This is a genomic window from Microbacterium testaceum StLB037 (assembly GCF_000202635.1).
GTDB lineage: Bacteria > Actinomycetota > Actinomycetes > Actinomycetales > Microbacteriaceae > Microbacterium > Microbacterium testaceum_F.
This window is the reverse complement of sequence record NC_015125.1, coordinates 3,451,233-3,474,745: the sequence shown is the minus strand read 5'-3', so window position 1 is coordinate 3,474,745 and position 23,513 is coordinate 3,451,233. Positions and strand designations below refer to the sequence as shown.

The 23,513-nt window shown below is 69.6% G+C and carries 23 protein-coding genes; 5 read left to right on the top strand and 18 right to left on the bottom strand.

From position 1 onward, the window contains the following. Nucleotides 1-61: 61 nt before the first annotated feature. The 3 genes from MTES_RS15835 to MTES_RS15825 are packed head-to-tail and all read right to left on the bottom strand — an operon-like array spanning nucleotide 62 to nucleotide 3,836. Entirely contained in the window at nucleotides 62-1,168 is a 1,107-nt protein-coding gene (locus MTES_RS15835; RefSeq protein WP_013586291.1) for a branched-chain amino acid aminotransferase, read from the bottom strand. A 54-nt stretch (nucleotides 1,169-1,222) separates the two neighbouring features. Next, on the bottom strand, nucleotides 1,223-2,272 hold the full coding sequence (locus MTES_RS15830) for a 3-isopropylmalate dehydrogenase (RefSeq protein ID WP_013586290.1): 1,050 nt from the start codon (nucleotides 2,270-2,272) through the stop codon (nucleotides 1,223-1,225). 25 nt (nucleotides 2,273-2,297) lie between these two features. Next, on the bottom strand, nucleotides 2,298-3,836 hold the full coding sequence (locus tag MTES_RS15825) for an MFS transporter (RefSeq protein WP_013586289.1): 1,539 nt from the start codon (nucleotides 3,834-3,836) through the stop codon (nucleotides 2,298-2,300). A gap of 79 nt (nucleotides 3,837-3,915) precedes the next feature. Here MTES_RS15825 and MTES_RS15820 point away from each other — a divergent pair, with 79 nt between their 5' ends. Then, nucleotides 3,916-4,458 (top strand): TetR/AcrR family transcriptional regulator, encoded by a 543-nt coding sequence (locus tag MTES_RS15820; RefSeq protein ID WP_013586288.1) that lies wholly within the window; start codon nucleotides 3,916-3,918, stop codon nucleotides 4,456-4,458. 1,026 nt (nucleotides 4,459-5,484) lie between these two features. Here MTES_RS15820 and MTES_RS15810 read toward each other — a convergent pair. The 10 genes from MTES_RS15810 to otsA all read right to left on the bottom strand — a co-directional run bounded on the left by MTES_RS15810 (nucleotide 5,485) and on the right by otsA (nucleotide 16,228). Beyond that, nucleotides 5,485-5,664: a hypothetical protein gene (locus tag MTES_RS15810; protein WP_013586286.1), complete on the bottom strand. Its 180-nt coding sequence runs from the start codon at nucleotides 5,662-5,664 to the stop codon at nucleotides 5,485-5,487. 137 nt (nucleotides 5,665-5,801) lie between these two features. Further along, nucleotides 5,802-7,406 carry a phosphoglycerate dehydrogenase gene (gene serA, locus MTES_RS15805; protein WP_013586285.1) on the bottom strand — a complete coding sequence of 535 codons (1,605 nt, stop codon included), beginning with the start codon at nucleotides 7,404-7,406 and terminating at the stop codon, nucleotides 5,802-5,804. 217 nt (nucleotides 7,407-7,623) lie between these two features. Further along, a complete protein-coding gene (locus MTES_RS15800) occupies nucleotides 7,624-7,962 on the bottom strand; it encodes a hypothetical protein (protein ID WP_013586284.1) in 339 nt (112 codons plus the stop codon). Further along, nucleotides 7,959-8,498, bottom strand: a complete 540-nt coding sequence (locus MTES_RS15795; RefSeq protein ID WP_013586283.1) for a hypothetical protein — start codon at nucleotides 8,496-8,498, stop codon at nucleotides 7,959-7,961. Before MTES_RS15795 ends, MTES_RS15800 begins: the two co-directional genes overlap by 4 nt. Before the next feature lie 169 nt (nucleotides 8,499-8,667). Continuing rightward, nucleotides 8,668-9,693, bottom strand: a complete 1,026-nt coding sequence (ilvC, locus tag MTES_RS15790; RefSeq protein WP_013586282.1) for a ketol-acid reductoisomerase — start codon at nucleotides 9,691-9,693, stop codon at nucleotides 8,668-8,670. A 155-nt stretch (nucleotides 9,694-9,848) separates the two neighbouring features. Then, a complete protein-coding gene (gene ilvN, locus MTES_RS15785; RefSeq protein WP_013586281.1) occupies nucleotides 9,849-10,358 on the bottom strand; it encodes an acetolactate synthase small subunit in 510 nt (169 codons plus the stop codon). 1 nt (nucleotide 10,359) lies between these two features. Then, nucleotides 10,360-12,168: an acetolactate synthase large subunit gene (locus MTES_RS15780; RefSeq protein ID WP_013586280.1), complete on the bottom strand. Its 1,809-nt coding sequence runs from the start codon at nucleotides 12,166-12,168 to the stop codon at nucleotides 10,360-10,362. Between the two features lie 45 nt (nucleotides 12,169-12,213). Further along, entirely contained in the window at nucleotides 12,214-13,932 is a 1,719-nt protein-coding gene (gene ilvD, locus MTES_RS15775) for a dihydroxy-acid dehydratase (protein ID WP_013586279.1), read from the bottom strand. Nucleotides 13,933-13,991: 59 nt separating this feature from the next. Next, a complete protein-coding gene (otsB, locus tag MTES_RS15770; protein WP_013586278.1) occupies nucleotides 13,992-14,771 on the bottom strand; it encodes a trehalose-phosphatase in 780 nt (259 codons plus the stop codon). Continuing rightward, the gene (otsA, locus tag MTES_RS15765; RefSeq protein ID WP_013586277.1) at nucleotides 14,768-16,228 is read right to left on the bottom strand and encodes an alpha,alpha-trehalose-phosphate synthase (UDP-forming); all 1,461 of its coding nucleotides are present in this window, start codon (nucleotides 16,226-16,228) and stop codon (nucleotides 14,768-14,770) included. The genes otsB and otsA overlap by 4 nt, the downstream gene beginning before the upstream one ends. Nucleotides 16,229-16,425: 197 nt before the next feature. On the opposite strand from otsA, the gene MTES_RS15760 reads away from it, so the two are divergent. Continuing rightward, nucleotides 16,426-16,680, top strand: coding sequence for a hypothetical protein (locus MTES_RS15760; protein ID WP_013586276.1), 255 nt, complete (start codon nucleotides 16,426-16,428; stop codon nucleotides 16,678-16,680). 48 nt (nucleotides 16,681-16,728) lie between these two features. Here MTES_RS15760 and MTES_RS15755 read toward each other — a convergent pair whose 3' ends face one another. The 3 genes from MTES_RS15755 to MTES_RS15745 are packed head-to-tail and all read right to left on the bottom strand — an operon-like array spanning nucleotide 16,729 to nucleotide 19,456. After that, complete coding sequence (locus MTES_RS15755) at nucleotides 16,729-17,916, bottom strand: acetyl-CoA C-acetyltransferase (protein ID WP_013586275.1); 1,188 nt, start codon at nucleotides 17,914-17,916, stop codon at nucleotides 16,729-16,731. Continuing rightward, nucleotides 17,913-18,569 carry a CoA transferase subunit B gene (locus MTES_RS15750; RefSeq protein ID WP_013586274.1) on the bottom strand — a complete coding sequence of 219 codons (657 nt, stop codon included), beginning with the start codon at nucleotides 18,567-18,569 and terminating at the stop codon, nucleotides 17,913-17,915. Before MTES_RS15750 ends, MTES_RS15755 begins: the two co-directional genes overlap by 4 nt. 2 nt (nucleotides 18,570-18,571) lie before the next feature. Beyond that, nucleotides 18,572-19,456 (bottom strand): CoA transferase subunit A, encoded by an 885-nt coding sequence (locus MTES_RS15745; RefSeq protein WP_013586273.1) that lies wholly within the window; start codon nucleotides 19,454-19,456, stop codon nucleotides 18,572-18,574. A gap of 103 nt (nucleotides 19,457-19,559) precedes the next feature. Between MTES_RS15745 and MTES_RS15740 the strand changes: the two genes are divergently transcribed. Genes MTES_RS15740 through MTES_RS15730 form a run of 3 tightly spaced genes read left to right on the top strand, consistent with a single transcriptional unit; the run spans nucleotide 19,560 to nucleotide 22,038 of the window. Further along, on the top strand, nucleotides 19,560-20,351 hold the full coding sequence (locus MTES_RS15740) for an IclR family transcriptional regulator (RefSeq protein ID WP_013586272.1): 792 nt from the start codon (nucleotides 19,560-19,562) through the stop codon (nucleotides 20,349-20,351). 35 nt (nucleotides 20,352-20,386) lie between these two features. Then, nucleotides 20,387-20,821, top strand: coding sequence for a MarR family winged helix-turn-helix transcriptional regulator (locus tag MTES_RS15735; RefSeq protein ID WP_013586271.1), 435 nt, complete (start codon nucleotides 20,387-20,389; stop codon nucleotides 20,819-20,821). Beyond that, nucleotides 20,818-22,038, top strand: coding sequence for an MFS transporter (locus MTES_RS15730; RefSeq protein ID WP_043361577.1), 1,221 nt, complete (start codon nucleotides 20,818-20,820; stop codon nucleotides 22,036-22,038). Before MTES_RS15735 ends, MTES_RS15730 begins: the two co-directional genes overlap by 4 nt. A gap of 52 nt (nucleotides 22,039-22,090) precedes the next feature. Here the strand turns inward: MTES_RS15730 and MTES_RS15725 are convergent, their stop codons facing one another. Next, the gene (locus MTES_RS15725) at nucleotides 22,091-22,975 is read right to left on the bottom strand and encodes an alpha/beta hydrolase (RefSeq protein WP_043361567.1); all 885 of its coding nucleotides are present in this window, start codon (nucleotides 22,973-22,975) and stop codon (nucleotides 22,091-22,093) included. Next, nucleotides 22,972-23,493, bottom strand: a complete 522-nt coding sequence (locus MTES_RS15720; RefSeq protein ID WP_013586268.1) for an NUDIX hydrolase — start codon at nucleotides 23,491-23,493, stop codon at nucleotides 22,972-22,974. Before MTES_RS15720 ends, MTES_RS15725 begins: the two co-directional genes overlap by 4 nt. Between the last annotated feature and the right edge of the window lie 20 nt (nucleotides 23,494-23,513).

Below are 23,513 nucleotides of genomic sequence, written 5' to 3'. Positions count from 1 at the left end.
CCGCCGGAAACCACGAAGGGACCCCCGGTGTCCCGGGGGTCCCTTCGTGTGCCGCCGCCGCTTACGCGTCGAGACGGTACAGCCAGCCGTGCTTGTCCTCGGCGCGGCCGTACTGGATGTTCGTGAGCTCTTCGCGCAGCTCGAGGGCGAGCGTGCCGGTGGGCTGCTCGTCGATGAAATCGCGGCCCTTGAGGGTGCCGATCGGGGTGACGACGGCGGCCGTGCCGCACGCGAACACCTCGACGATGTCTCCGGATGCCACTCCCTGGCGCCACTCGTCGAGAGAGACGTTGCGGCCCACGACGTGGTGACCGCGGTCACGGGCGAGCTGCAGGAGCGAGTCGCGGGTGATGCCCTCGAGGATCGAGTCCGACTGCGGAGTGACGATCGTGCCGTCCTTGTAGACGAACACGACGTTCATGCCGCCGAGCTCTTCGACGTTGCGGTCCTGGTCGAGGAAGACGACCTGGTCGCACTCGTTCTCGTACGCCTCGGACTGGGGCAGCAGGCTCGCGGCGTAGTTGCCGCCGGTCTTCGCCGCACCCGTGCCGCCCTTGCCTGCGCGGGAGTAGTCCTCGCTGAGCCAGATCGAGACGGGCTGCACGCCGCCCTTGAAGTAGGCGCCGGCGGGGCTGGCGATGAGGTAATAGGCGACCTTGTGCGCCGGTCGAACGCCGAGGAAGGCCTCCTTGGCGAACATGAACGGGCGCAGGTAGAGGCTCTGGTCCTCGCCCGAAGGCACCCAGGCGCCGTCGACGGCGATCAGCTCGCGCAGCGACTGCAGGAAGTAGGGCACCGGCAGCTCGGGCAGAGCGAGGCGGCGGGCCGAGCGCTGAAGGCGTCGGCCGTTCTGGTCAGGTCGGAACGTGTGCACCGACCCGTCGGCGTGACGGTACGCCTTGATGCCCTCGAAGATCTCCTGACCGTAGTGCAGCACCGCGGCGGCGGGATCGAGCGAGATGGGGCCGTAGGGCGAGACGCGCGGGCGGTGCCAGCCGCCGCGGACCGACCAGCAGATGTCGACCATGTGGTCGGTGAAGCTCTGCCCGAAGCCGGGGTTGGCGAGGATCGCGTCGCGATCAGTGGCGCTCTTGGCCGCGAGGTTGCGGGTGACCGCGAACTCGAGCGGGTCGAGGCCGGTGTCGGGATCGGTGTCGATGGTGGTCATTCGTTGTCCAAAGCTTGTCGAGTGCCGGGGGCGATGCTCGCCGATCGGTCCAGGTTACGCCCGGACGCGGTCGGCGATGGCGTCGCCGATCTGGGCAGTGGTGCGGACGCCGTCACGGTGCGCGATGTCGGTCTCGACCGCGTGGGTGACGCGGGCGGCTTCGTCGGTGAGCCCGAGGTGGTCGAGCAGGAGGGCGACGGAGAGGATCGCGGCCGTGGGGTCGGCCTTCTGGGTACCCGCGATGTCGGGCGCCGATCCGTGGACGGGCTCGAACATCGAGGGGAACGCGCCGTCGGGGTTGATGTTGCCCGATGCGGCGAGGCCGATGCCTCCGGTGACGGCGCCGGCCAAGTCGGTCAAGATGTCGCCGAAGAGGTTGTCGGTGACGATCACGTCGAAGCGGCCCGGGTTCGTGACCAGGAAGATGGTTGTCGCGTCGACGTGCAGGTAGTCTACGTCGACCCCCGGGAACTCGGATGCCACGGCATCCACGATCCGCTTCCACATCCCCCCGGCGTGCACGAGCACGTTCGTCTTGTGCACGAGCGTCAACTTGTGGCGACGCCGCTCCGCCAGGGCGAAGGCGTAGCGGACGACGCGCTCGACGCCGAAGGCCGTGTTGACCGAGGTCTCGTTGGCGACCTCGTGCGGGGTGCCCTGTCGGATGGCCCCGCCGTTGCCGACGTACGGCCCCTCGGTTCCCTCGCGGACGACGACGAAGTCGATGTCGCCCGGGTCGGCGAGCGGGCCTGAGGCGCCGGGATACAGCTTCGAGGGGCGCAGATTGACGTAATGGTCGAGTTCGAAGCGGAGCTTCAGCAGCAGACCGCGCTCGATGTTCGCGTTCTTGAGGCGCGGGTCACCGGGCACTCCGCCGACGGCGCCGAGCAGGATCGCGTCGTGCCCGGCGATCGCCGCGAGGTCGTCGTCGGTGAGCGTGTCGCCGGTCTCGAGGTAGCGCCCCGCACCGAGGGAGAAGGGCGTCTTCTCGAAGACGACGCCCGAGTCGGCGGTGACGGCATCGAGGACCTTGACGGCCTCCGCGACGACCTCGGGACCGATTCCGTCACCGGGGATGACGGCCAGCTTCACGACACGCGACATCGCTCTCCTCAGAGCTCGGGGCACGTCACTTCGTCGACGTGCTGCGGGTTCCTCCCAGGGTAGTGGCAGCGATCACACCCGCGATGACGATGAGACCGGCACCGATCAGGGCCGTCACCACCACGCCGGAGTCGAACGCGTGAGCCGCGGCGACCCGCAGGGCCTCGGCCAGCGCGGCATCGTCGAGGGTGTGCGACACGGCGACCGCACCGGCGAGCGTCTCTCGCGCGGCGGAGGCGGCGGCATCCGGGAGCCCGGCCGGCAGCACCAGTTGAGCGCGGTAGAACGCGGCCAGGATGCCACCGAGCACGGCCGTCCCGAGCACGGCGCCCACCTCGTACGCGGTCTCGGACACAGCGCTGGCCGCGCCCGCCTTCGCGGAGGGCGCGCTCGACAGAATGAGCTCGTTCGATACCGTTTCGGCCGCGCCGATGCCGATGCCGAGAAGTGCGAAGGCCACGATGAGTTGCACGAGGTCGGCCGTGGACAGGGCCACGAGGACGTACGCGACCGCGGAGAAGGCGAGCGCGGCAGGCACGACGATTCGCGGTGCAAAGCGGGCGGCGATCGGCACCACCGCGAGGCCCGACACGATCATGAGGGCGAGTCCCGGCAGCAGGGCGAAGCCCGCGACCATCGGGGTGAGCCCGACGACGAGCTGGAGATGCTGCGCGACGAAGTACAGGAAGCCGACGAGTCCGACGACGCTCAGCAGGTTCACGAGGATCGCGCCGGAGAACGTGCCGCGCTGGAACAGGGTCATGTCCAGCATCGGGGTGGTGAGGCGACGCTGCCGACGGACGAACAGCCAGCCGAAGACGATGCCGATGACGAACAGCACCGGCGCGAGAGACATCGGGCCGTCGACCGCGAGCTTCTTGATGCCGTAGACGATCGGCACCATCGTCGCGAGCGACAGGAGCACGCTGAGGGGGTCGAAGCGACCCGGCGCCGGGTCGCGGCTCTCGGGGACGAAGAACGGGGCCAGGATCAGCAGAGGCACGAGCACCGGCACAGCCATGAGGAACACCGATCCCCACGAGAAGTGCTCGAGAAGGAACCCGCCCACGATCGGGCCGAGGGCGGCGCCGGCGGAGAAACCCGACGCCCAGATCGCGATCGCGAAACGCCGCTGGTCGCGGTCGCGGAAGATGCTGCGCAGCAGCGACAGGGTCGACGGCATGAGCATCGCGCCGAAGACGCCCATGAGCGCGCGGCCGGCGATGAGCGCGGCTGCCGTCGGCGCAAAGGCGGACAGCGCGGACACGGCGGCGAATCCGATCGCTCCGATCAGCAGCATGCGTTTGCGGCCGAAGCGGTCGCCCAGGGTGCCCATCGTGACGAGTAGCCCCGCGAGCACCAAGGGATAGACGTCGATGATCCACAGCTGCTCGATGCTCGAGGGCTGGAGGTCGAGGGCGATCTCGGGCAGGGCGAAGCTCAGCACCGTGTTGTCGACCGACACGAGGAGCACGGGCAGCATGAGCACGGCCAGCGCGAACCACCCGCGCCACCCGGCGCGGGTCACGGCGATGTCTTGCGTGGGCAATGACGAGGTGAGCATTCTTGGAATCCGTTTCTAAACCGTCCAGCCGGTATAGTAACAGACAGGAAACACCGCTCGCCAGTACGATCGAGGAGTCATGAGCCGCCCCCCACTCGCCCGCGAAGCCGTCCTCGACGCCTTCACCCGCATCCTCGTCGACGAGGGAGAGCGCTCCGCCACCATGGACGCCACGGCCCGAGCCGCGGGGGTCTCCAAGGGTGGGCTGCTGTACCACTTCAACTCGAAGAGCGCCCTCGAGGCCGCTCTCGTCGAGCGTCTCGAGAAGCTCGCGAAAGAAGACATCGACGAGATCGAGCGCTCCACCGAGGGTGCTGTCGCAGCTCACATCCGGTCATCGCAGAACACCGGCTCCGCCCTCGATGTCACGATCCTCGCGGTCTCCCGCTTGGCGCAGAACGGCAACGACACGGCGACGGCGTCGCTCCGGCACGTGCGAGAACTGTGGGAGGAGAGCCTGCGCGGTCACACCCGCGACGAGACCGCCCTGCAGATCGTCCTCCTGGTCAGCGACGGCCTCTACTTCAACGCCGTGCTCGATCTGAACGCCGTCCCGAGCCCCCGGGTCGAGGGTGCGGATCTCGACAAGCTCATCGAGGCCGTCGTCGCCGCGACGACCTGACGCTCGCGTTGTCGGCGTCGAACCCTGAAGAACGCATATCTCGGCTCGGCTCGAAGATCTCACGCAAACGCCCCGGCGTCCGGGAGCACGAGAACCGGACGTCGGGGCGAAATGGGAGCTCTAGGGAGTGCGTTTCAGGTGGTCGATTTCCGGCTCTTGATCAAGGCGATCGCTCCGCCGGTGACCATGAGGACACCACCTACCCCCGCGAAGGAGGCACTCACAACGTGAGTCGGAAGACCGATGACGCCGACCACAACAAAGACCACCCCGAGAACGATTAGCAGGACGTTGACGCCGCGCGAGCCCCTCATGGTCAGCTCCTCCTGTAACGAGCGGTTGAGTTCCAGAGATCTTTGCATGGACCACTCAAAGCGGCTCCCCCGTTGAACGCTGCTCCGAGAACCGCCAGCCAGTTTCTGCCTGCGATCCCGCCTGCGAGACCGGCGCCGCTGCCCGCCAACCGGAGCTGACACTGCCCCAGAAGCGCCCTCTCCCGTGCCGTGAGCGTCGGGCCCAGCGTGGTGTAAACGGCTCGGCCCGTGGCTGGATCCACGTAGCACCCGACCGACGAGGAACAATACCTCTGAGGTTCCGGCGCTCCCCATTGGGCGGACGCTGCGGTCGCGGGGACGAGCGAGGCAGTCACAATCGAGATCGCTATCCAGGCGGACCACCACCGCCGACGGGTGACGAGAGGGGATGCGCGCGCGCATTCCCTCGAAGCCGACGCAGGTCCATTCGTTACGTATCGAGTGTTCATGCGCGCGACATTCGCAGGCAGCCGATGTCCGCCGTTCGGTGGACACAGATCAAGTTCTGCAGAATCACGGGGCTACCGGAAGCGAGAAGCCTGGGTCTTGGCGAGAAAATCACGAACAGCATCACCCGAGCAGGGAGCGTGGAACTCACCCGTCAGTACGCGGCATGAGCGAGCCTCATGGCTCGCCGCCAGCACCCTGGAGGCGCTCACGCGCACGAATGGACGGACCTGAGCGCACACACCGTTCACACCGCGAGCAAAGCTCAGTCGCGCCGTCGCTCCCGTCGCTCCCGCCGCAGGTCCATCACGACCCCGAGCAGGAGGAGCAGCCCGCCGATCGCCCCGAGGATCCCCCACGGGGTTCGGCGCAGAACGTCCGCCACCCCCGCAACGAGGAACAGGATGCCGAGACCGGCGGAGACGACGCGGAGGACGATAGCCACCCGGGAATCCTCACCCAGAAGCTGAGGCGTCACCCGAGAAGAACCGGCCCCTCGCACCCCGGCCAGCGGAGATGTGTGCCCGCAGAAGCGGAAGAGGGGGCCGCCGCGGCGACCCCCTCCCCCGAACCGTTCGAGCCTCAGCCCTCGACGATGTCGATCTGGCGGAACAGGTCCGCCCCGACGGCCTCGCGCATGGCGCCGAGGATCTCGTCGGGCACCGGCGAGTCGACCGTGAGCACCGAGAGCGCACGACCCGTGGCATCCGGAGCAGCCACCTGCAGTCCCGCGATGTTGATGCCGGCTTCACCCAGCTTCTGGCCGTAGATCGCGACGATGCCGGGGCGGTCGGCGTAGCGCATGACGAGGTGGTGCTGCTCGATCGGCACCTCGATGTCGTAGCCGTTGATGGCGACGACCTTCGGCACCATGCGGGTTCCGGCGAGCGTGCCGGCGACCGTGAGGCTCGAGCCGTCCGCGAGGGTTCCGCGCAGGATCGTGATGTTGCGGTACAGCGGGCTCTCGGCCTCGACGACGAGGCGAGCCTCCACACCGCGCTGCTCGGCGAACAGCGGCGCGTTGACGTACGACACGCTCTCGCTGACGATGCGGCTGAAGTACCCCTTGAGCGCGGCGAGCCGGTAGACGCTGACGTCGTAGGCGGCGAGTTCACCACGCACCTCGATGTCGAGCGAGGTCAGAGCGCTGTCGGCGAGGCCGCTGAAGAACTGGCCGAGCATCTCGACGAGCGCGATACCCGGGCGCACGAACGGGTCGATGGCCCCACCGGCGACGTTCACGGCATCCGGAACGAGGTCTCCCTCGAGGGCGAGCTTCACCGAACGCGCGACCGAGACGCCCGCCTTCTCCTGCGCCTCCTCGGTGCTGGCACCCAGGTGCGGGGTGACGACGACGTTCGGCAGGTCGAGGAGCTTACGCGCCGGCCCGCCCTCGGCCGGGGGCTCGGTGGAGAAGACGTCGAGGCCCGCGCCGGCGATCTCACCGGTGGTGAGAGCCTCGAAGAGAGCCTCTTCGTCGATGAGTCCGCCGCGGGCGACGTTGATCACGTAAGCCGTCTTCTTCATGCGGCGCAGCTGTTCGGCGCCGATCATGCCGGTGGTCTCGGGCGTCTTCGGCATGTGGATCGTGACGAAGTCGCTCTGCTCGAGCAGTTCGTCGAGCGAGACGAGCTGTACGCCGAGCTGCTGCGCGCGCGTCGCGGTGACGTACGGGTCGTACGCGATCACGCGCATGTCGAAGCCCTGCAGTCGTGCGGCGATGAGGGCACCGATGCGGCCGAGGCCGATGATGCCGATCGTCTTCTCGAACAGCTCGGTGCCGGTGAAGGAGCTGCGCTTCCACAGGCCCTGCGCGAGCGAGGCGTGGGCGGCGGGGATGCGGCGCGCGAGGCTCAGCACGTGCCCGACCGTGAGCTCGGCCGCCGAGATGATGTTCGAGGTCGGCGCGTTCACGACCATGACACCCGCGGCCGTGGCCGACTTGATGTCGACGTTGTCGAGTCCGACGCCGGCGCGGGCGACGACCTTCAGCGACGGGGCGGCCGCGAGGGCCTCGGCGTCGATCTGGGTGGCCGAGCGCACCAGCACCGCGTGCGCGTCGGCGAGAGCCGAGAGCAGCGCGGGGCGGTCGGTCCCATCGACGTTGCGCACGTCGAAGTCGGGGCCGAGCGCGTCGATCGTGGCGGGAGAGAGTTCTTCGGCGATGAGCACGACGGGCTTCGTCACGGATGCGTCCTTCGAAACGGTGCTGGGGAGGTGACGCGCACCGTCGCACACCGCCGGCGCGAACCGGGCGCGCGACCCGTGCGGGCCGTCTGCCAGCCTAGCGCGGAGGCGGATGGATGCCGGACCGTGTGACGATCCCGCCGATCCGATGCCCCTGTCCGGCGCGGCGGCCGGGGTGCGGGCCGGTGGCGCGCGTCGGGGGCGCGCACGCCGCCGCCTACGACCCGTACAGCCCGTACGAAGTCGTGCCGTACCCGACGATCGCGAGCCAGAAGGCCGAGGACAGGGTGAGGCCGGCGAGCATCACGATCGCGAACTCCCCCGCCTTCCGCCGCCACCCGATCGAGAACGCGATGCCGAAGGCGATCAGCGGGAAGACGACGGGCAGGATGTAGACGAACCAGCCGAGGCCGTTGAGCCCGAGCGGGCCGTTCACCTGCAGCACGAGGAGCGCGACCGAGCTCCACACGACGTAGGCGTAGAACAGGCCGAAGACCCCCGCGATCGTGACGATCAGCCAGGTCGGGAGATGGCGCGTACGGGTGACGGCACTCATGCGAGGGACCCCATCGACAGGAACGGCCAGGGCACGAGCAGCACGAGCCCCAGGATGAGCAGCAGGAAACGCTGCCACGTCCGCCACGAGCGGGTGAGCACGAGCACCGCGACGAACCAGACGAGCGGTGCGAGTGTCGCGCCGATGGTCATCGCGACGACGGTGACGTCCGGAATCGGGATGCCGAGGCTCTGCAGCTGGCGTCCGGAGACGAGCCAGCCGAGCGCGAAGAACAGGTACGTCGCGGCCACCACACCGATGCCCACGAGACCGATGTTGCCCAGGGGCGCCGCGGGCGCGGCATCCGGGACTTCTTCGGACGAAGCGGATGCCACGGGCTCGGCCGCCCCGCCGTCATCGGGCACCACGGTCGCGGGGCGCTCGGGCGAGGACGCGACGAGCGGCTCCGGACGAGGCTCCCGGATCAGCGGTTCGGGCTCACCGGGGCTCGCGGACTCGCGCTTGTCTCCGACGTCGAGGGTCGGGTCGTCGTCACCGCCCCACGAGAGGGCGTCGTCATCGCGCGGTGTGCTCACGTCTCCACGGTAGCGGCGCTCCCCCGCGACCGGGGCGCGCCCCGCCGAAACGGCGAACGCCCCGGAACCACAGGGTTCCGGGGCGTTCGGGAAGAGGAACTCAGCGCGCGGCCGAGCCCACCGCGATCGCCTGGGCGATCGCTATGGATGACGCAGCCTCCGGCGGAGGTCAGCGCGCAGCGCTGCCCTCCGTGTAGTCGCTGTCCTGCTGCTTCCAGGCGAAGAGGCCGCGGAGCTCCTTACCGGTCGCCTCGATCGGGTGACCCTGCTCCTTCTCGCGCAGCTCGAGGAACTCGGGGGCGCCGTTGTCCTGGTCGGCGATGAAGCGCTCGGCGAAGGCACCCGACTGGATGTCGGCGAGCACCCCCTTCATGCTCTCCTTCACGTCGGACGAGATGACGCGCGGGCCCGAGACGTAGTCGCCGTACTCGGCCGTGTCGGAGATCGACCAGCGCTGCTTGGCGATGCCACCCTCCCACATGAGGTCGACGATGAGCTTGAGCTCGTGCAGCACCTCGAAGTACGCGATCTGCGGCTGGTAGCCGGCCTCGACGAGGGTCTCGAAGCCGGCCTGCACGAGGTGGCTCATGCCACCGCAGAGCACGGCCTGCTCGCCGAACAGGTCGGTCTCGGTCTCTTCGGTGAAGGTCGTCTTGATGACGCCGGCACGGGTGCCGCCGATGGCCTTGGCGTACGAGAGCGCGGTGTCCCAGGCCGAGCCCGAGGCGTCGCGCTCCACGGCGATGATGTCCGGGATGCCACGGCCGGCGACGTACTCGCGACGCACCGTGTGACCGGGGGCCTTGGGGGCGACGAGGATCACGTCGACGCCCTCGGGGGCGTCGATGTAGCCGAAGCGGATGTTGAAGCCGTGCGCGAAGGCGAGCGTCTTGCCCTCGGTGAGCTTGTCCTTGATGGAGTCCGCGAAGATCGAGCGCTGGTGCTGGTCGGGCGCGAGGATCATGATCAGGTCGGCCCACTCGGCGGCGTCGGCGACGTTCTTGACCTCGAAGCCGTCCTCCTGCGCCTTGGCGGCCGACTTCGAGCCGTCCTTGAGCGCGATGACGACCTCGACGCCCGAGTCGCGGAGGTTCTGCGCGTGCGCGTGGCCCTGCGAGCCGTAGCCGACGATCGCGACCTTCTTGCCCTGGATGATCGAGAGGTCGGCGTCGTCGTCGTAGAAGATCTCTGCCATGGAACTTTCTCCTTGGTTTCAGGTCCCTGAGCTTGTCGAAGGGACCGGGGGTTTGGTGGACGAGTGAAGTTCGGGAGTCGGGCCCTTCGACAGGCTCAGGGACCGACGCGGTTCGGGGTGTCGGCCCTTCGACAGGCTCCGGGACCGACGGGGGTTCAGCCGCGCAGGACGCGTTCGGTGATGCTCTTGCCGCCGCGACCGACCGCGAGAAGACCCGACTGCGCGAGCTCTTTCACGCCGAACGGCTCGATGGCTTTGAGGAAGGCGGCGACCTTGCCCGAGTCACCCGTGATCTCGATCACGATGGCATCCGGGGCGTAATCGACCACCGAGGCGCGGAAGAGGTTCACGACCTCGAGCACGTTCGACCGTGTCGCGTTGTCGGCGCGCACCTTCACGAGGACGTGTTCGCGCTGAACGGATGCCGCGGGGTCGAGCTCGACGATCTTGATCACGTTGATCAGCTTGTTGAGCTGCTTCGTGACCTGCTCGAGCGGCAGGCCTTCGACGTCGACCACGACCGTGATGCGCGAGAGACCCGGCACCTCGGTCACGCCCACGGCGAGGGATTCGATGTTGAACCCGCGGCGCGCGAAGAGACCGGCGACGCGCGTGAGCAGACCGGGCTTGTCCTCGACGAGGAGGCTCAGCACGTGACGAGACATCTCAGTCCTCCTGCTCGTTGAAGGCGGGCGAGTGGTCGCGCGCGTACTGGACATAGCTGTTGCTGACGCCCTGCGGCACCATCGGCCACACCATCGCGTCGGCGCTCACGACAAAGTCGATCACGACGGGACGATCGTTCGTGTCCAGCGCGAGCTGGATCGCCGCGTCGATCTCGTCTTCCTTCTCGACCCGGATCGCCAGGCAACCGTAGGCCTCCGCCAGCTTGACGAAGTCCGGGATGCGGCGCGTGCCGTGCCCCGTGTTCAGGTCGGTGTTGGAGTGGCGGCCGTCGAAGAACAGCGTCTGCCACTGGCGCACCATGCCGAGCGAAGAGTTGTTGATGATCGCGACCTTGATCGGGATGTCGTTGATGACGCAGGTCGCCAGCTCCTGATTGGTCATCTGGAAGCAGCCGTCGCCGTCGATCGCCCAGACGGCGCGATCGGGCTGAGCGACCTTGGCCCCCATGGCCGCGGGAACCGCATAGCCCATGGTGCCGGCGCCGCCGGAGTTCAGCCACGCGTTCGGCCGCTCGTACTTGATGAACTGGGCGGCCCACATCTGGTGCTGGCCGACGCCCGAGGCGTAGACACCCTCGGGTCCGGTCAGCTCGCCGATGCGCTGGATCACATGCTGCGGCGACAGGAGACCGTCGGTGGTGGGCGTGTAGCCGAGCGGGAACTCCTCGCGGAGGCCGTTCAGGTAGGTCCACCATTCCGTGTAATCGTGCGGGTGCTCGGCATCGGCGGCGCGGAAAGCGGCATCCAGGTCGACCAGCACCTCTTTCAGGTCGCCCACGATCGGCACGTCGGCCGTGCGGATCTTCGAGATCTCGGCGGGGTCGATGTCGACGTGCACGACCTGCGCGTGGGGCGCGAAGAGCGCCGCCTTGCCGGTCACGCGGTCGTCGAAGCGCGCGCCGAGGGAGACGATCAGGTCGCTCTCCTGCAGCGCCAGCACCGCGGGGACGGTGCCGTGCATACCGGGCATGCCGAGGTGCTGCTCGTGCGAGTCGGGGAAGGCACCGCGCGCCATGAGCGTGGTGACCACGGGGGCACCGGTCGCCTCGGCGAGCACCTTCAGCTCGGCCGACGCGCTCGAACGGATCGTTCCGCCGCCCACGTACAGCACAGGCTTCTTGGCGGTCGCGAGCAGCTGGGCCGCGGCCTGGATCTGCTTGCCGTGCGCCCTGGTGACGGGACGGTAGCCGGGCAGGTCGATCTTCGGCGGCCACACGAAGGGAGCCTCCGCCTGCTGCGCGTCCTTCGTGATGTCGACGAGCACCGGGCCGGGGCGGCCCGTGGAGGCGATCTCGAAGGCCGCCGCGATGGCGCCCGGAATCTCGTCTGCCGTCTTGACCAGGAAGGAGTGCTTGGTGATCGGCATCGTGATGCCGACGATGTCGGCCTCCTGGAAGGCATCCGTCCCCATGAGGGTCGAGAACACCTGTCCGGTGATGCACACCAGCGGCACCGAGTCCATGTAGGCGTCGGCGATCGCGGTGACGAGGTTGGTGGCGCCCGGGCCGGACGTCGCGATCGCGACACCGACCTTGCCCGAGGCCGCGGCGTAACCCTCAGCCGCGTGGCCGGCGCCCTGCTCGTGACGGACCAGGATGTGGCGAACGTGCTCGTCGTCCATGAGCGGGTCGTAGACGGGCATGATCGCCCCGCCCGGGAGACCGAACACATCGGTGACGCCGAGCAGGTCGAGCGAGCGGACGACCGCCTGAGCACCCGTCATCACGGGCGCCGGAGCGGTGCGGGCGGGCGGCCGGGGCACGGCCGCCGTAGGGGAATCGATGGACATGGGAGTACCTCGAGAACCGTAAGAAGGTGAGAAGGGGGACGGCCGTCAGCCCGTGACCGCGCCCTCCGCGGCGGAGTGCACGAGCTTGGAGTACTTGGCCAGAACGCCACGGGTATAGCGCGGGGGAAGCGGTTCCCAGCCTTCGCGGCGGGAACTCAGCTCGGCCTCATCGACGATCAAGTCGAGACTGCGAGCGGCGATATCGACCCGTATCAGATCACCATCGCGCACGAAGGCGATAGGACCTGCGTCCACCGCTTCGGGAGCTATGTGGCCGATGCAGAGGCCGGTTGTGCCGCCTGAGAATCGACCGTCCGTCAAGAGTAGTACATCTTTTCCGAGGCCCGCGCCCTTGATGGCGGCGGTGATGGCGAGCATCTCGCGCATACCGGGGCCACCCTTGGGGCCCTCGTAGCGGATGACGACGACGTCGCCGGCAGCGATGTCGCCCGCCTCGAGGGCGTCCATCGCGGCGCGCTCGCGCTCGAACACGCGGGCGGGACCCTCGAAGACGTTGCCGTCGAAGCCGGCCGACTTCACGACCGCACCCTCGGGCGCCATCGAGCCGTGGAGGATCGTGATGCCGCCGGTGGCGTGGATCGGGTCGTCGAACGAGTGGATGACCTTGCCGTCGACCGGGTCGGGGTTCAGGTCGGCGAGGTTCTCGGCGAGGGTCTTGCCCGTGACGGTGAGCGCGTCGCCGTGCAGCAGGCCCTCGTCGAGCATGGCCTTCATGATCACCGGGATGCCGCCGTGACGGTCGACGTCGTTCATGACGTACTGGCCGAAGGGCTTCATGTCGGCGACGTGCGGGGTGCGGTCGCCGATGCGGTTGAAGTCGTGCAGGTTCAGCTCGACCTCGGCCTCGTTCGCGATCGCGAGCAGGTGCAGGACGACGTTGGTGGAGCCACCCAGCGCCATGGCGAGGGCGATGGCGTTCTCGAACGCCTCCTTGGTCAGGATGTCGCGCGTGGTGATGCCCTGGCGCAGAAGGTTGACGACGGCCTCGCCCGAGCGGTGGGCGAAGTAGTCGCGACGGCGGTCGGCCGACGGCGGGGCGGCCGAGCCGGGGAGGCTCAGGCCGAGCGCCTCGGCGACGGACGCCATGGTGTTGGCGGTGTACATGCCGCCGCACGCCCCCTCGCCGGGGGCGATCGCGCACTCGATGCGCTTGAGGTCGGCCTCGCTCATCTTGCCCGCGAGGCACGCACCGACGGCCTCGAACGAGTCGATGATCGTGACGTCCTTCTCGGTGCCGTCGGAGAGCTTGACCCAGCCCGGCGCGATAGATCCGGCGTAGAGGAAGACGCTCGAGAGGTCGAGACGAGCGGATGCCATGAGCATGCCGGGGATCGACTTGTCGCAGCCGGCCAGCAGCACGGAGCCGTCGAGGCGCTCGGCCATCATGACGGTCTCGACGCTGTCGGCGATGACCTCGCGCGACACGAGCGAGAAGTGCATGCCCTCGTGGCCCATCGAGATGCCGTCGGAGACGGAGATGGTGCCGAACTGCAGCGGGTACCCGCCGCCGGCGTGGACGCCCTCCTTGGCGCCCTGCGCGAGACGGTCGAGGCTGAGGTTGCAGGGGGTGATCTCGTTCCAGCTCGACGCGATGCCGATCTGGGGCTTGTCCCAGTCCTCGTCACCCATGCCGACCGCGCGGAGCATTCCGCGCGACGTGGTGGCTTCGATGCCGTCGGTGACGACGCGACTGCGGGGCTTGATATCGAACTCGCCGGTGTTCGGATTCTGCGGTGCGGGCATCCTCGCAGTCTATTGCGCGCTCGTGACGCGCCGATGCGCCACGAGTGTCGAATCCCTGATCAATCGGTATGCGCTCGGCGCAACCGTGCCACGCCTTCGAGGACCCCGACGAGCGCGGCGATGTCGTCGACGCGCAGCGTCGCGGCGGTCTCTCCCCCACCGACACGGATGCCGAGGTCCCCGGTCCCGAGGGAGCGCAGAGCGTCCTCATCGGTGACGTCGTCGCCCGCGAACAGCACGGCCGAAGCATCCACCCGCTCCCTCAGATGCGCGATCGCGGAGTCCTTGCCCTCGTGACGGAACGAGAACTCGAGGATGTCGTAGCCGGTGCGACGGCGCCACGTGGGAGCCTCGGTGGCGACGAGCTCGTCGGCCAGCGCGCGAGCGGCGCGCGTGGTCTCGGCATCCGCGGTCCGGGTGTGCACGCCGAAGCCGTACTCCTTCGGCTCCATCCACACGCCCGACATCTCGGCCGTGCGGCGACCGACCTCGTCCTGCAGGCGATCGCGCAACGCGAGGTCGGCGGTGTCGTCGTGCGCCGCCTCGATGCCGACGCCGGGAACCCAGAACTGCGCGCCGTGCGAGCCCGCGAGCCAGATCGGCGAATCGTCCGTGTGCTCGGCGATCTCGCGGAGATGACCGAGCGACCGGCCCGACACGAGGGCGACGACGGTGCGCGGCAGGGTGACGAGCTCGTCGAGCACCGCCCGCGCGCCCGGGGTCATCCGCGCGGTCATCGGTTCGTCGACGAGCGGCGACAGCGTTCCGTCGAAGTCGAGGGCGATCAGGAGTCGGTCCGTGGTGGCGACGGCTTCGATCGTCGCGTCGGCCGCGGTCATTCGGCGTCCTCCTCGACGGCGCCCGCCTCGATCTCCGCGGCGGCACGGGCGCTCGACGCGGTGTCGTGGAACGTCGACAGCGCCTCCAGGAACTCGCGCGACCAATCCTCGACGTCGTGTTCGCGCACGCGCTTGCGGAGCGCGCGCATGCGTCGCCCCTGCTCGGCGGCGGGCATCTCGAGAGCGCGGACGATGGTGTCCTTGAGCCCGTCGATGTCGTGCGGGTTGATGAGCAGGGCACTGCCCATCTCGTCCGCCGCGCCCGCGAACTCGCTGAGCACGAGCACCCCGCGGTTGTCGATGCGGCTCGCGACGTACTCCTTCGCGACGAGGTTCATGCCGTCACGGAGGGCGGTGACGAGCATGACGTCGGCGGCGAGGAAGAGCGCGACCATCTCCTCGCGCGGATAGGACTGGTGCAGGTAGCGGATCGCGGTGTGCGTCGTCGTGTCGTAGTCGCCGTTGATGCGCCCGACCGTCATCTCGATCTCGTCACGCAACTGCACGTAGGCATCGACCCGCTCGCGACTGGGGCTCGCGACCTGCACGAGGGTGGCGTCCTCGACGGTGGCGCGCCCGTCCTCGAGGATCTCGCCCCACGCCTTGAGGCGATGGCGGATGCCCTTGGTGTAGTCGAGACGGTCGACGCCGAGCAGGATCTTCCGGGGGTTGCCGAGACCCTCGCGGATCTCCTTCGCACGCTGCTGGATCTCGGGCTTCTGCGCGAGCTCGATGTACGACTCCGCGTCGATCGAGATCGGGAACGCCTTCGCGAGGGCGACCCGCGTGCCGCCCTGAGCGTCCGGGACCAGGATGCCGCTGGCCTTGGTCTCGAACCGCAGCTGGCGTCGCACGGCACGGGCGAAGTTGCCCGCGTCCGCGACCCGCTGGAACCCGATCACGTCGGCGCCGAGGAGCCCCTCGAGCACCTGCTTGCGCCAGGGCAGTTGCGAGTACAGGCCGTACGCCGGGAACGGGATGTGGTGGAAATACCCGATCGTCAGGTCGGGGCGGAGCTCGCGCAGCAGCTTGGGCACGAGCTGGAGCTGGTAGTCCTGCACCCAGACGATCGCGTTGGGCGAGGCGGCGGCCGCCGCGGCCTCGGCGAAGCGGCGGTTCACGCGCACGTAGGCGTCCCACCACGCGCGCTTGTAGGTGGGCGCCGCGATGACGTCGTGGTACAGCGGCCAGATGGTGTCGTTCGAGAAACCCTCGTAGTAGTTCTGCACGTCCGACGCCGAGAGCGCGACCGGCACGAGGTGCACGCCGTCGAACTCGAAGGGGTCGAGCTCGACGTCGGGTTGACCGGCCCAGCCGACCCACGCGCCGTCGGCGCGTCGCATCACGGGCTCGAGGGCGGTCACGAGACCGCCGGGGGAACGCCGCCACCCCTCGCCGTCCGGGGTGCGGTCGACGGGCAGACGGTTGGCGACGACGACGAAATCGGCCTGGGTCACAGGTCCTCCTCGGGGATCGACCTCAGGCTAACAGCGGCTCCCGGCGGCGCAGAGGGGTGGACGGGATGCGATAAACGCTGTTGGCGCCGAGACACGCGGCGAGACGGCGTGTTTCGGAACGAGGAGCGTTTATCGGTGAGGGAGGGACCGCGTGTCAAGGCGAGGCACCAGAGCCGGGGCCTCGGTAGGTTGGGCGCATGCGCCAGTACATCTTCGGAACGGGTCTTCTCAGCGCCATCACGGGTGGCATCACGCTCCTGCGGGCGCTGCGCAACGACGAGCCCTTCACCTGGCGCACCGCGCTCGCCTGGCTGAGCTGGGGCATCACGCTCGCGCTCGCCATCGGCTCGGTCGTCGACACGCGCCGCGCCCGCCGCGGCCGCGTCATCGCCGGAGACTCCCCCGTCGCCAAAAAGCAGCAGAAGCTGCTGAAGAAGCGCCTCGCGCGCTGATCGGATCCCGGATGCCACGGCCTCACCGCCGTGGCATCCGTCTGTCCGTCAGCGGGTCAGGATGAGCGCGTCGCCCTGACCACCGCCGCCGCACAGGGCCACCGCCGCGGTGCCGCTCCCCCGCCGCACGAGCTCGTGGACGGCGTGGACGACGAGCCGGTTGCCCGAGACGCCGATCGGGTGACCGATCGCGATGCCCCCGCCGTGCGGGTTGACGACGTCGTCGGCGAGCCCCAGTTCGGCCTGCGAGCGCGCGACGACCGCGCCGAACGCCTCGTTGATCTCGACGAGATCGAGATCGGATGCCGTGAGCCCCTGCTTCTCGAGCGCTTTCGCGATCGCGCGCGCGGGCTGAGCGTGGAGCGAGTTGTCGGGGCCTGCGACTTGGCCTGCGGCACCGACGACCGCGAGGACGTCCCATCCGCGCTCGTCGGCGACGGCGCGCGTGGTGACGACGACCGCCGAGGCGCCGTCGGAGATCTGCGAGGCGTTGCCCGCGGTGATCGAGCCGCCCTCCGCGAAGGCGGGACGGAGCTTCGCGAGCGTCTCGACGGTCGTGTCGGCGCGGATGCCCTCATCCGCCGAGACGACGACCGGAGCACCCTTGCGCTGCGGGATCTCGACCGGCACGATCTCGACATCAAACACGCCGCCGGCCTGAGCCGCGGCGGCCCGCTGGTGCGAGCGCGCGGCGACGGCATCCTGTGCCTCCCGTGTCACCTCGAAACGGGCGTTCGCGCGCTCGGTGGACGCGCCCATGCTCTCCCGGTCGTACGCGTCGGTGAGGCCGTCGTACGCGAGGTGGTCGAGCACCTCGACCGAGCCGTAGGCGTACCCCTCGCGCGAGTTCATGAGCAGGTGCGGAGCGCGGGTCATCGATTCCATGCCCGCCGCGACGACCACGGTCGCATCCCCGAGGCGCAGCATGCGGGCCGCGTCGATGATCGCCGTGAGCCCCGACAGGCAGACTTTGTTGACGGTCGCGGCGTGGACGTCCCAGCCGATGCCCGCGGCCACGGCCGCCTGACGGGCGGCGTTCTGCCCGGCGCCGGCCTGAAGCACCTGCCCCACGAGCACCGCGTCGACGGCGTCGGCCGGGATGCCGCTCCGCTCGAGCGCACCGCGGATCGCGGCGGCACCGAGGTGCACGGCGGTGAGCGGGGCGAGCTGACCCTTGAGGCGGCCCTGCGGGGTGCGGGCGGCGGCGACGATGACGACGTCGTTCTCGGTGTTCATGCGGATCGGATCTCCTCGGTGAGTCGCACGGTCAGCGGGGGCTCGGTGGCATCCCGCACCTCGTCGACGCTCACCCCGGGGGCGAGCTCGACGAGCACGAGTCCATCCTCGGTCACGTCGATGACGGCGAGGTCGGTGATGATGCGGTCGACCACCCCTTTCCCGGTGAGGGGAAGCGAGCAGGCGTCGACGATCTTGGGCGAGCCGTCCTTGGCGACGTGCTCCATCAGGACGATGACGCGCGCGGCCCCGTGAACGAGATCCATCGCCCCGCCGGGTCCCTTGACCATCTTCCCGGGGATCATCCAGTTGGCCAGGTCACCGGATGCCGAGACCTGCATCGCCCCGAGGATCGCGGCGTCGATCTTGCCCCCGCGGATCATGCCGAAGCTCAGCGCCGAGTCGAAGAAGGCGGCGCCGGGGAGCGTCGTGACCGTCTCCTTGCCGGCGTTGATGAGGTCGGCATCCACCGCGTCCTCCGTCGGATACGGTCCGACGCCCAGGATGCCGTTCTCGGACTGCAGCACCACCGTCACGCCGTCGGGGACGTGGTTGGGGACGAGCGTCGGCAGGCCGATCCCGAGGTTGACGTAGGAGCCGTCGGCGAGCTCGCGAGCGGCGCGCGCCGCCATCTCGATGCGGGTGAGAGGCACGATCAGATCTCCTTAGTCGTCGCGGTCGAGGTTCCTGAGCCTGTCGAAGGGACCGAACTCGACGCCTCGGTCACGGCAGAGGTCCCTGAGCCTGTCGAAGGGACCGGGCTCGGCTCGACGGCACCCTCACGGACCGTGCGCTTCTCGATGCGCTTCTCGATCGCGGGACCGACCTCGACGACACGATGGACGAACACCCCGGGAAGGTGGACGTCGTCGGGCTCGATCTCGCCGGGCTCGACGAGGTGCTCGACCTGCGCGATGCACGTGCGCCCGGCCATCGCGGCGAGCGGGTTGAAATTACGGGCTGCCTTGCGGAACACGAGGTTGCCGTGGCGGTCGCCCTTCCAGGCGTGGACGAGCGCGAAGTCGGTGGTGATGGCCTGTTCGAGCACGAACTCCCGCGGCTCCCCGCCGACCTCGAAGATGCGCACGTCCTTGGCGGGCGACGCGACCGCGATACCGCCGGCGCCGTCGTACCGCTGCGGGAGGCCGCCCTCGGCGACCTGCGTCCCGACGCCCGTCTGCGTGTAGAAGGCAGCGATACCCGACCCTCCCGCGCGGAGCTTCTCCGCGAGGGTGCCCTGCGGGGTCAGCTCGAGCTCGAGTTCTCCGGAGAGGAACTGCCGCTCGAACTCCTTGTTCTCCCCCACGTAGGACGAGGTCATCTTGCGGATGCGTCCGGCACCGAGCAGGATGCCGAGCCCCCAGTCGTCGACGCCACAGTTGTTCGAGACGACCGAGAGGTCGCGCGTGCCCTGCGCGAGGAGCGCTTCGATGAGGGCGATGGGGTTGCCGGAGAGGCCGAAGCCGCCGACGGCGATCGACGCGCCGTCGGGGATGTCGGAGACCGCGTCGGCGGCCGAGGTCCAGGTCTTGTCGATCACGCGAACTCCTTCGTGTCTGCGTCCTCTCATGTTCGGCCTCCACACCGAGGCACGCCCAGCCGCGTCTTGCGATGTGGATGCCGCGAGGCGTAGCGTCCACATCGTGGACACCGCCCCGCACCCGCGATCGACCGTTCCCGGCGCGCAGGCGATCGCGCGGGCCGCCTCCCTGCTCCGTCTCGTGACCGCCGCAGGCGCTGCGGGCGCGTCCGTCGGGGACCTCTCACGCGACGCCGATCTCACCCGCCCCACCGTGCATCGACTCCTCTCCGCGCTGCGGGCGGAGGGCTTGGTCGACCGCGACGAAGGGACCGGGCACTGGCTGCCGGGGCCGGAACTGTATCTCATGGGCGCCGCGGCGGCATCCCGATTCGACATCACCGCCACCGCGCGCGACCTCGTGCGCTCCCTCGCCGTCAGGACGGAGGAGAGCGCCTTCCTCTCGGTGCGTCGCGGCGACGAGACCGTGTGTCTCGTGCGCGAGGACGGGAGCTTCCCCATCCGTTCGTTCGTGCTGTCGGAGGGCATCCGTTTCCCCCTGGGCGTGGCATCCGCGGGCCTTGCGATCCTCGCGTTCCTCCCGCCTCATGATGTGGACGCCTACCTCGAGCGCCACGACGACCTGGCGACGCACTGGGGCGCGTCCCACTCGCCGGCGCGTCTGCGCTCGCGCGTGCGCGACACGCAGGAGCGCGGGTACGCCGTGAATCCGGGGCTCATCGTGGAGGGAAGTTGGGGCCTCGGCGCCGCCGTCTTCGACCGCGCCGGACAACCGCAGTGGGCCCTCAGTCTCACGGGCGTCGAGTTCCGCTTCGCGGGCGAGCGCCTCGCGGAGCTCGGCCGCATCCTGCTCGCGCACGCCCACCAACTGTCGACGCGGCTCGCCGCGAGATAGATACCTCAGGTATATATCTGCGGTATGCTTCTTGCATGACCCGCGATGACGATCTGCAGAGACTGCTGCTCGCGGTGCACGCCCTGACGCGCATCGCCGCCCTCGACACCCAGAACGACGCCCCCGCCGCGCAATGGCGCACGCTCACCCTCCTGCGCGACAACGGCCCGCAGCGCCTCGGCGACCTCGCGACCCTGAGCCGCGTGACGCAGCCCGGAATGACGCGGCTCGTCCACCAGCTGAGCGACGCGGGCCTCGTGACGCGCGAACCGCACCCGGACGACTCGCGTGTCAGCGTCATCGCCGTCACCGACGAGGGTCTCGTCGCCCTCGAGCGCTGGCTCACCCAGTTGAGCGACGCCCTCGCGCCGCACGTCGCCGACATGACGGATGCCGAGTGGGATGCCGTCAGCGTCGCCGCCGGCGCCCTCTCCGCCCGCGTGGGCCTGCAGCCGGAGGTCGTGCGATGAGCGCCGCTCCCAGCGTCTGGAAACAGCCCGCCCAGGTCTGGGCCGTGGCCTTCGCCTGCGTCGTCGCCTTCATGGGCATCGGCCTGGTCGACCCGATCCTCCCCGCGATCGCCGATTCCCTGAAAGCGACGCCGGTCGAGACCGAGCTGCTCTTCACGAGCTACCTCGTCGTCACCGGACTCGCGATGCTCGTCACGAGCTGGATCTCCAGCCGCATCGGAGCGAAGGCCACCCTGCTCGTCGGACTCGCGCTCATCGTCGTGTTCGCGCTGTTCTGCGCGCTCAGCGGCAGCGTCGACGCCGTGATCGGCTTCCGCGCCGGCTGGGGTCTCGGCAACGCGCTCTTCATCTCCACCGCGCTCGCGACGATCGTCGGCGCGGCCTCGGGCGGAAGCTCGGCGGCGATCATCCTGTACGAGGCGGCGCTCGGACTCGGCATCGCCGTCGGTCCGCTGCTCGGCGGCATCCTCGGCGAAGCGAGCTGGCGCGGACCGTTTTTCGGCGTCGTCGTGCTCATGGCGATCGCGTTCGTCGCCGTCGCCGTCCTCCTGCGCGGCCCCGCCCCCGCGCGCACGCCGATCCCGTTCAGCGCCCCGTTCCGCGCTCTCGGACGCCCGGCGCTCGCGATCCTCGCGGCGACCGCCCTGTTCTACAACATCGGCTTCTTCACGCTCCTGGCGTTCTCGCCGTTCCCCCTCGGCTTCGGAGCCATGGGGATCGGTCTGACGTTCTTCGGCTGGGGCGTGGCGCTCGCGATCACCAGCGTCTGGGTCGCCCCGATCCTCCTCCGCCGGATGCGCCTGACCTCGGTGCTGCTCCTCGCGCTGCCGCTGCTCGCCGTGGACCTGCTCGTCGCCGCGTTCGTCGTCACCTCGCCCGCCGCCCTCGTGACGTGCATCGTCGTGGGTGGTCTCGTGCTGGGCGTCGTGAACACCGCGCTGACCGAAGCCGTCATGGAGGCCACCGACCTCCCCCGCTCGGTCGCCTCCTCGGCGTACTCGGCGGTGCGGTTCCTCGGTGGAGCGGTCGCCCCGCCCCTCGCCGCGTTCCTCTGGCACGCCGCCGGAGCCGGAGTGCCGTACATCGTGGCCGGCGTCTCGGTCCTCATCGCGGCAGCCTGCATTCTGCTCGGTCGCAAGACCCTGGCCCACGTCGACAGCGCGCACCCGGATGCCGCGGACGAAGGCGCCGCGGTCCTGGTCGGCGACGCGGCCTGAGACGGCGTGAAGAGGCCCCGGTTCCCCCTCGGAGCCGGGGCCTCCGTCGTCCTCAGATGCTCCGCAGCTCCCCGGCGCGAGCCGCTGCCGCAACGATCCGAGCACCGTGGAGCGACATGACGATCGAGTAGTGGTTGGTGTCCGCGACCCGAACCGCTCCGAGGCGGGGGTACCGGGCGGCGAGCACGTCCAGATCCGGGTAGAGCGGCGGGATCTCGTCGAGCAGCCCGCGCTCGGCCGCGAGGAGGACGGTCGGGCGCGGCATCCGCTCGAGCGCCGCGGCGATCGCGCGGCCCGTGTTCTGGTCGATCGAGTCCTGCTCGACGGTGGCGAAGGTCGTGGCGGGGCGGAGCTCCGGCTCCGACCCCTCGAGGTCGTAGTCGAAGTAGGCGTCGAGTTCGGGGTCGTCCCGTCCGACGAAAGCCGGGTGTACACGCCAGAAGTCCCGGTAGGCGGCATGATCGGCGCAGCGCCGCCCGAGACGCTCCGCGGTGGGGCCGAGGACGTGACGCACCGCTTCCCGCGGGTCGAGTCCGTCGGGGAGAGTCAGCGGAAGGCCTCCGTCCACGAGCACGACACGCTCCACGCGTTCGGGGTGAAGGTCGGCGAACACGGCCGAGACGAACGCGCCCATCGAATGCCCGACCACGACGGCCCGCTCGATCTCCAGAGCGTCGAGCACCGCGGCGAGGTCGTCGGCATGCGCGGTCATCCCCACGGGCCCCTCGACCCGGTTGCTCCGCCCGCGCCCGCGCAGGTCGGGCGCGATCAGGCGCTCGTCCTGCGCCTCTTCCGCGACCCACGCCCACGCGCGGTGCGACGCGGTCACGCCGTGCACGAGCAGCCAGGGCACCCCGGTGGCATCCGGATGCCATTCCCCCACGCGCAGCGCTCCCCCGCGGACGGCGATATCGCGCGTGCGGTACCCGGCGCTCATGAGCGGGTCGCCACCTCGCGCTCGAGGGTGCTCCACAGCTGGTCGAAACGCGCGTTCCAGGGGGTCGCGAACATCCCCGCCTCCCAGCGGCGGCGCACCTCGTCGAGCGTGACCCACTCGGCATCCTGGACCTCCTCGGGGTCGGGGACGGGAATCGGTTCGCCCTCTACGCGCGCGATCCAGAGATCGAACAGCGCCCGCTCCTCGATCACCCGCCCGACGAGTACGAGATCGTCGGGAGCGATCGCGAGCCCGGTCTCCTCTTCGAGTTCGCGAGAGGCGCCGCGACGACTCGACTCCGCGCGCAGCGCGCTTCCGGCGGGGAACTCCCACGCGAGGGGGTAGTCCTTCCCCGGTGCGCGCAGGCTCACCAGCACACGCCCCGTCGACGACACCACGCAGACGGATGCCACGATGTGGAACGCTCCGGCCGGAACCGGCCCGTCGCCCCGGCGGTGGAGCGCGCCGGTCGGCGTTCCGTGGATGTCGGTCACGTCCCAGATCTCGTCATCGGCCATGGGGCCATCCTCTCCGATGC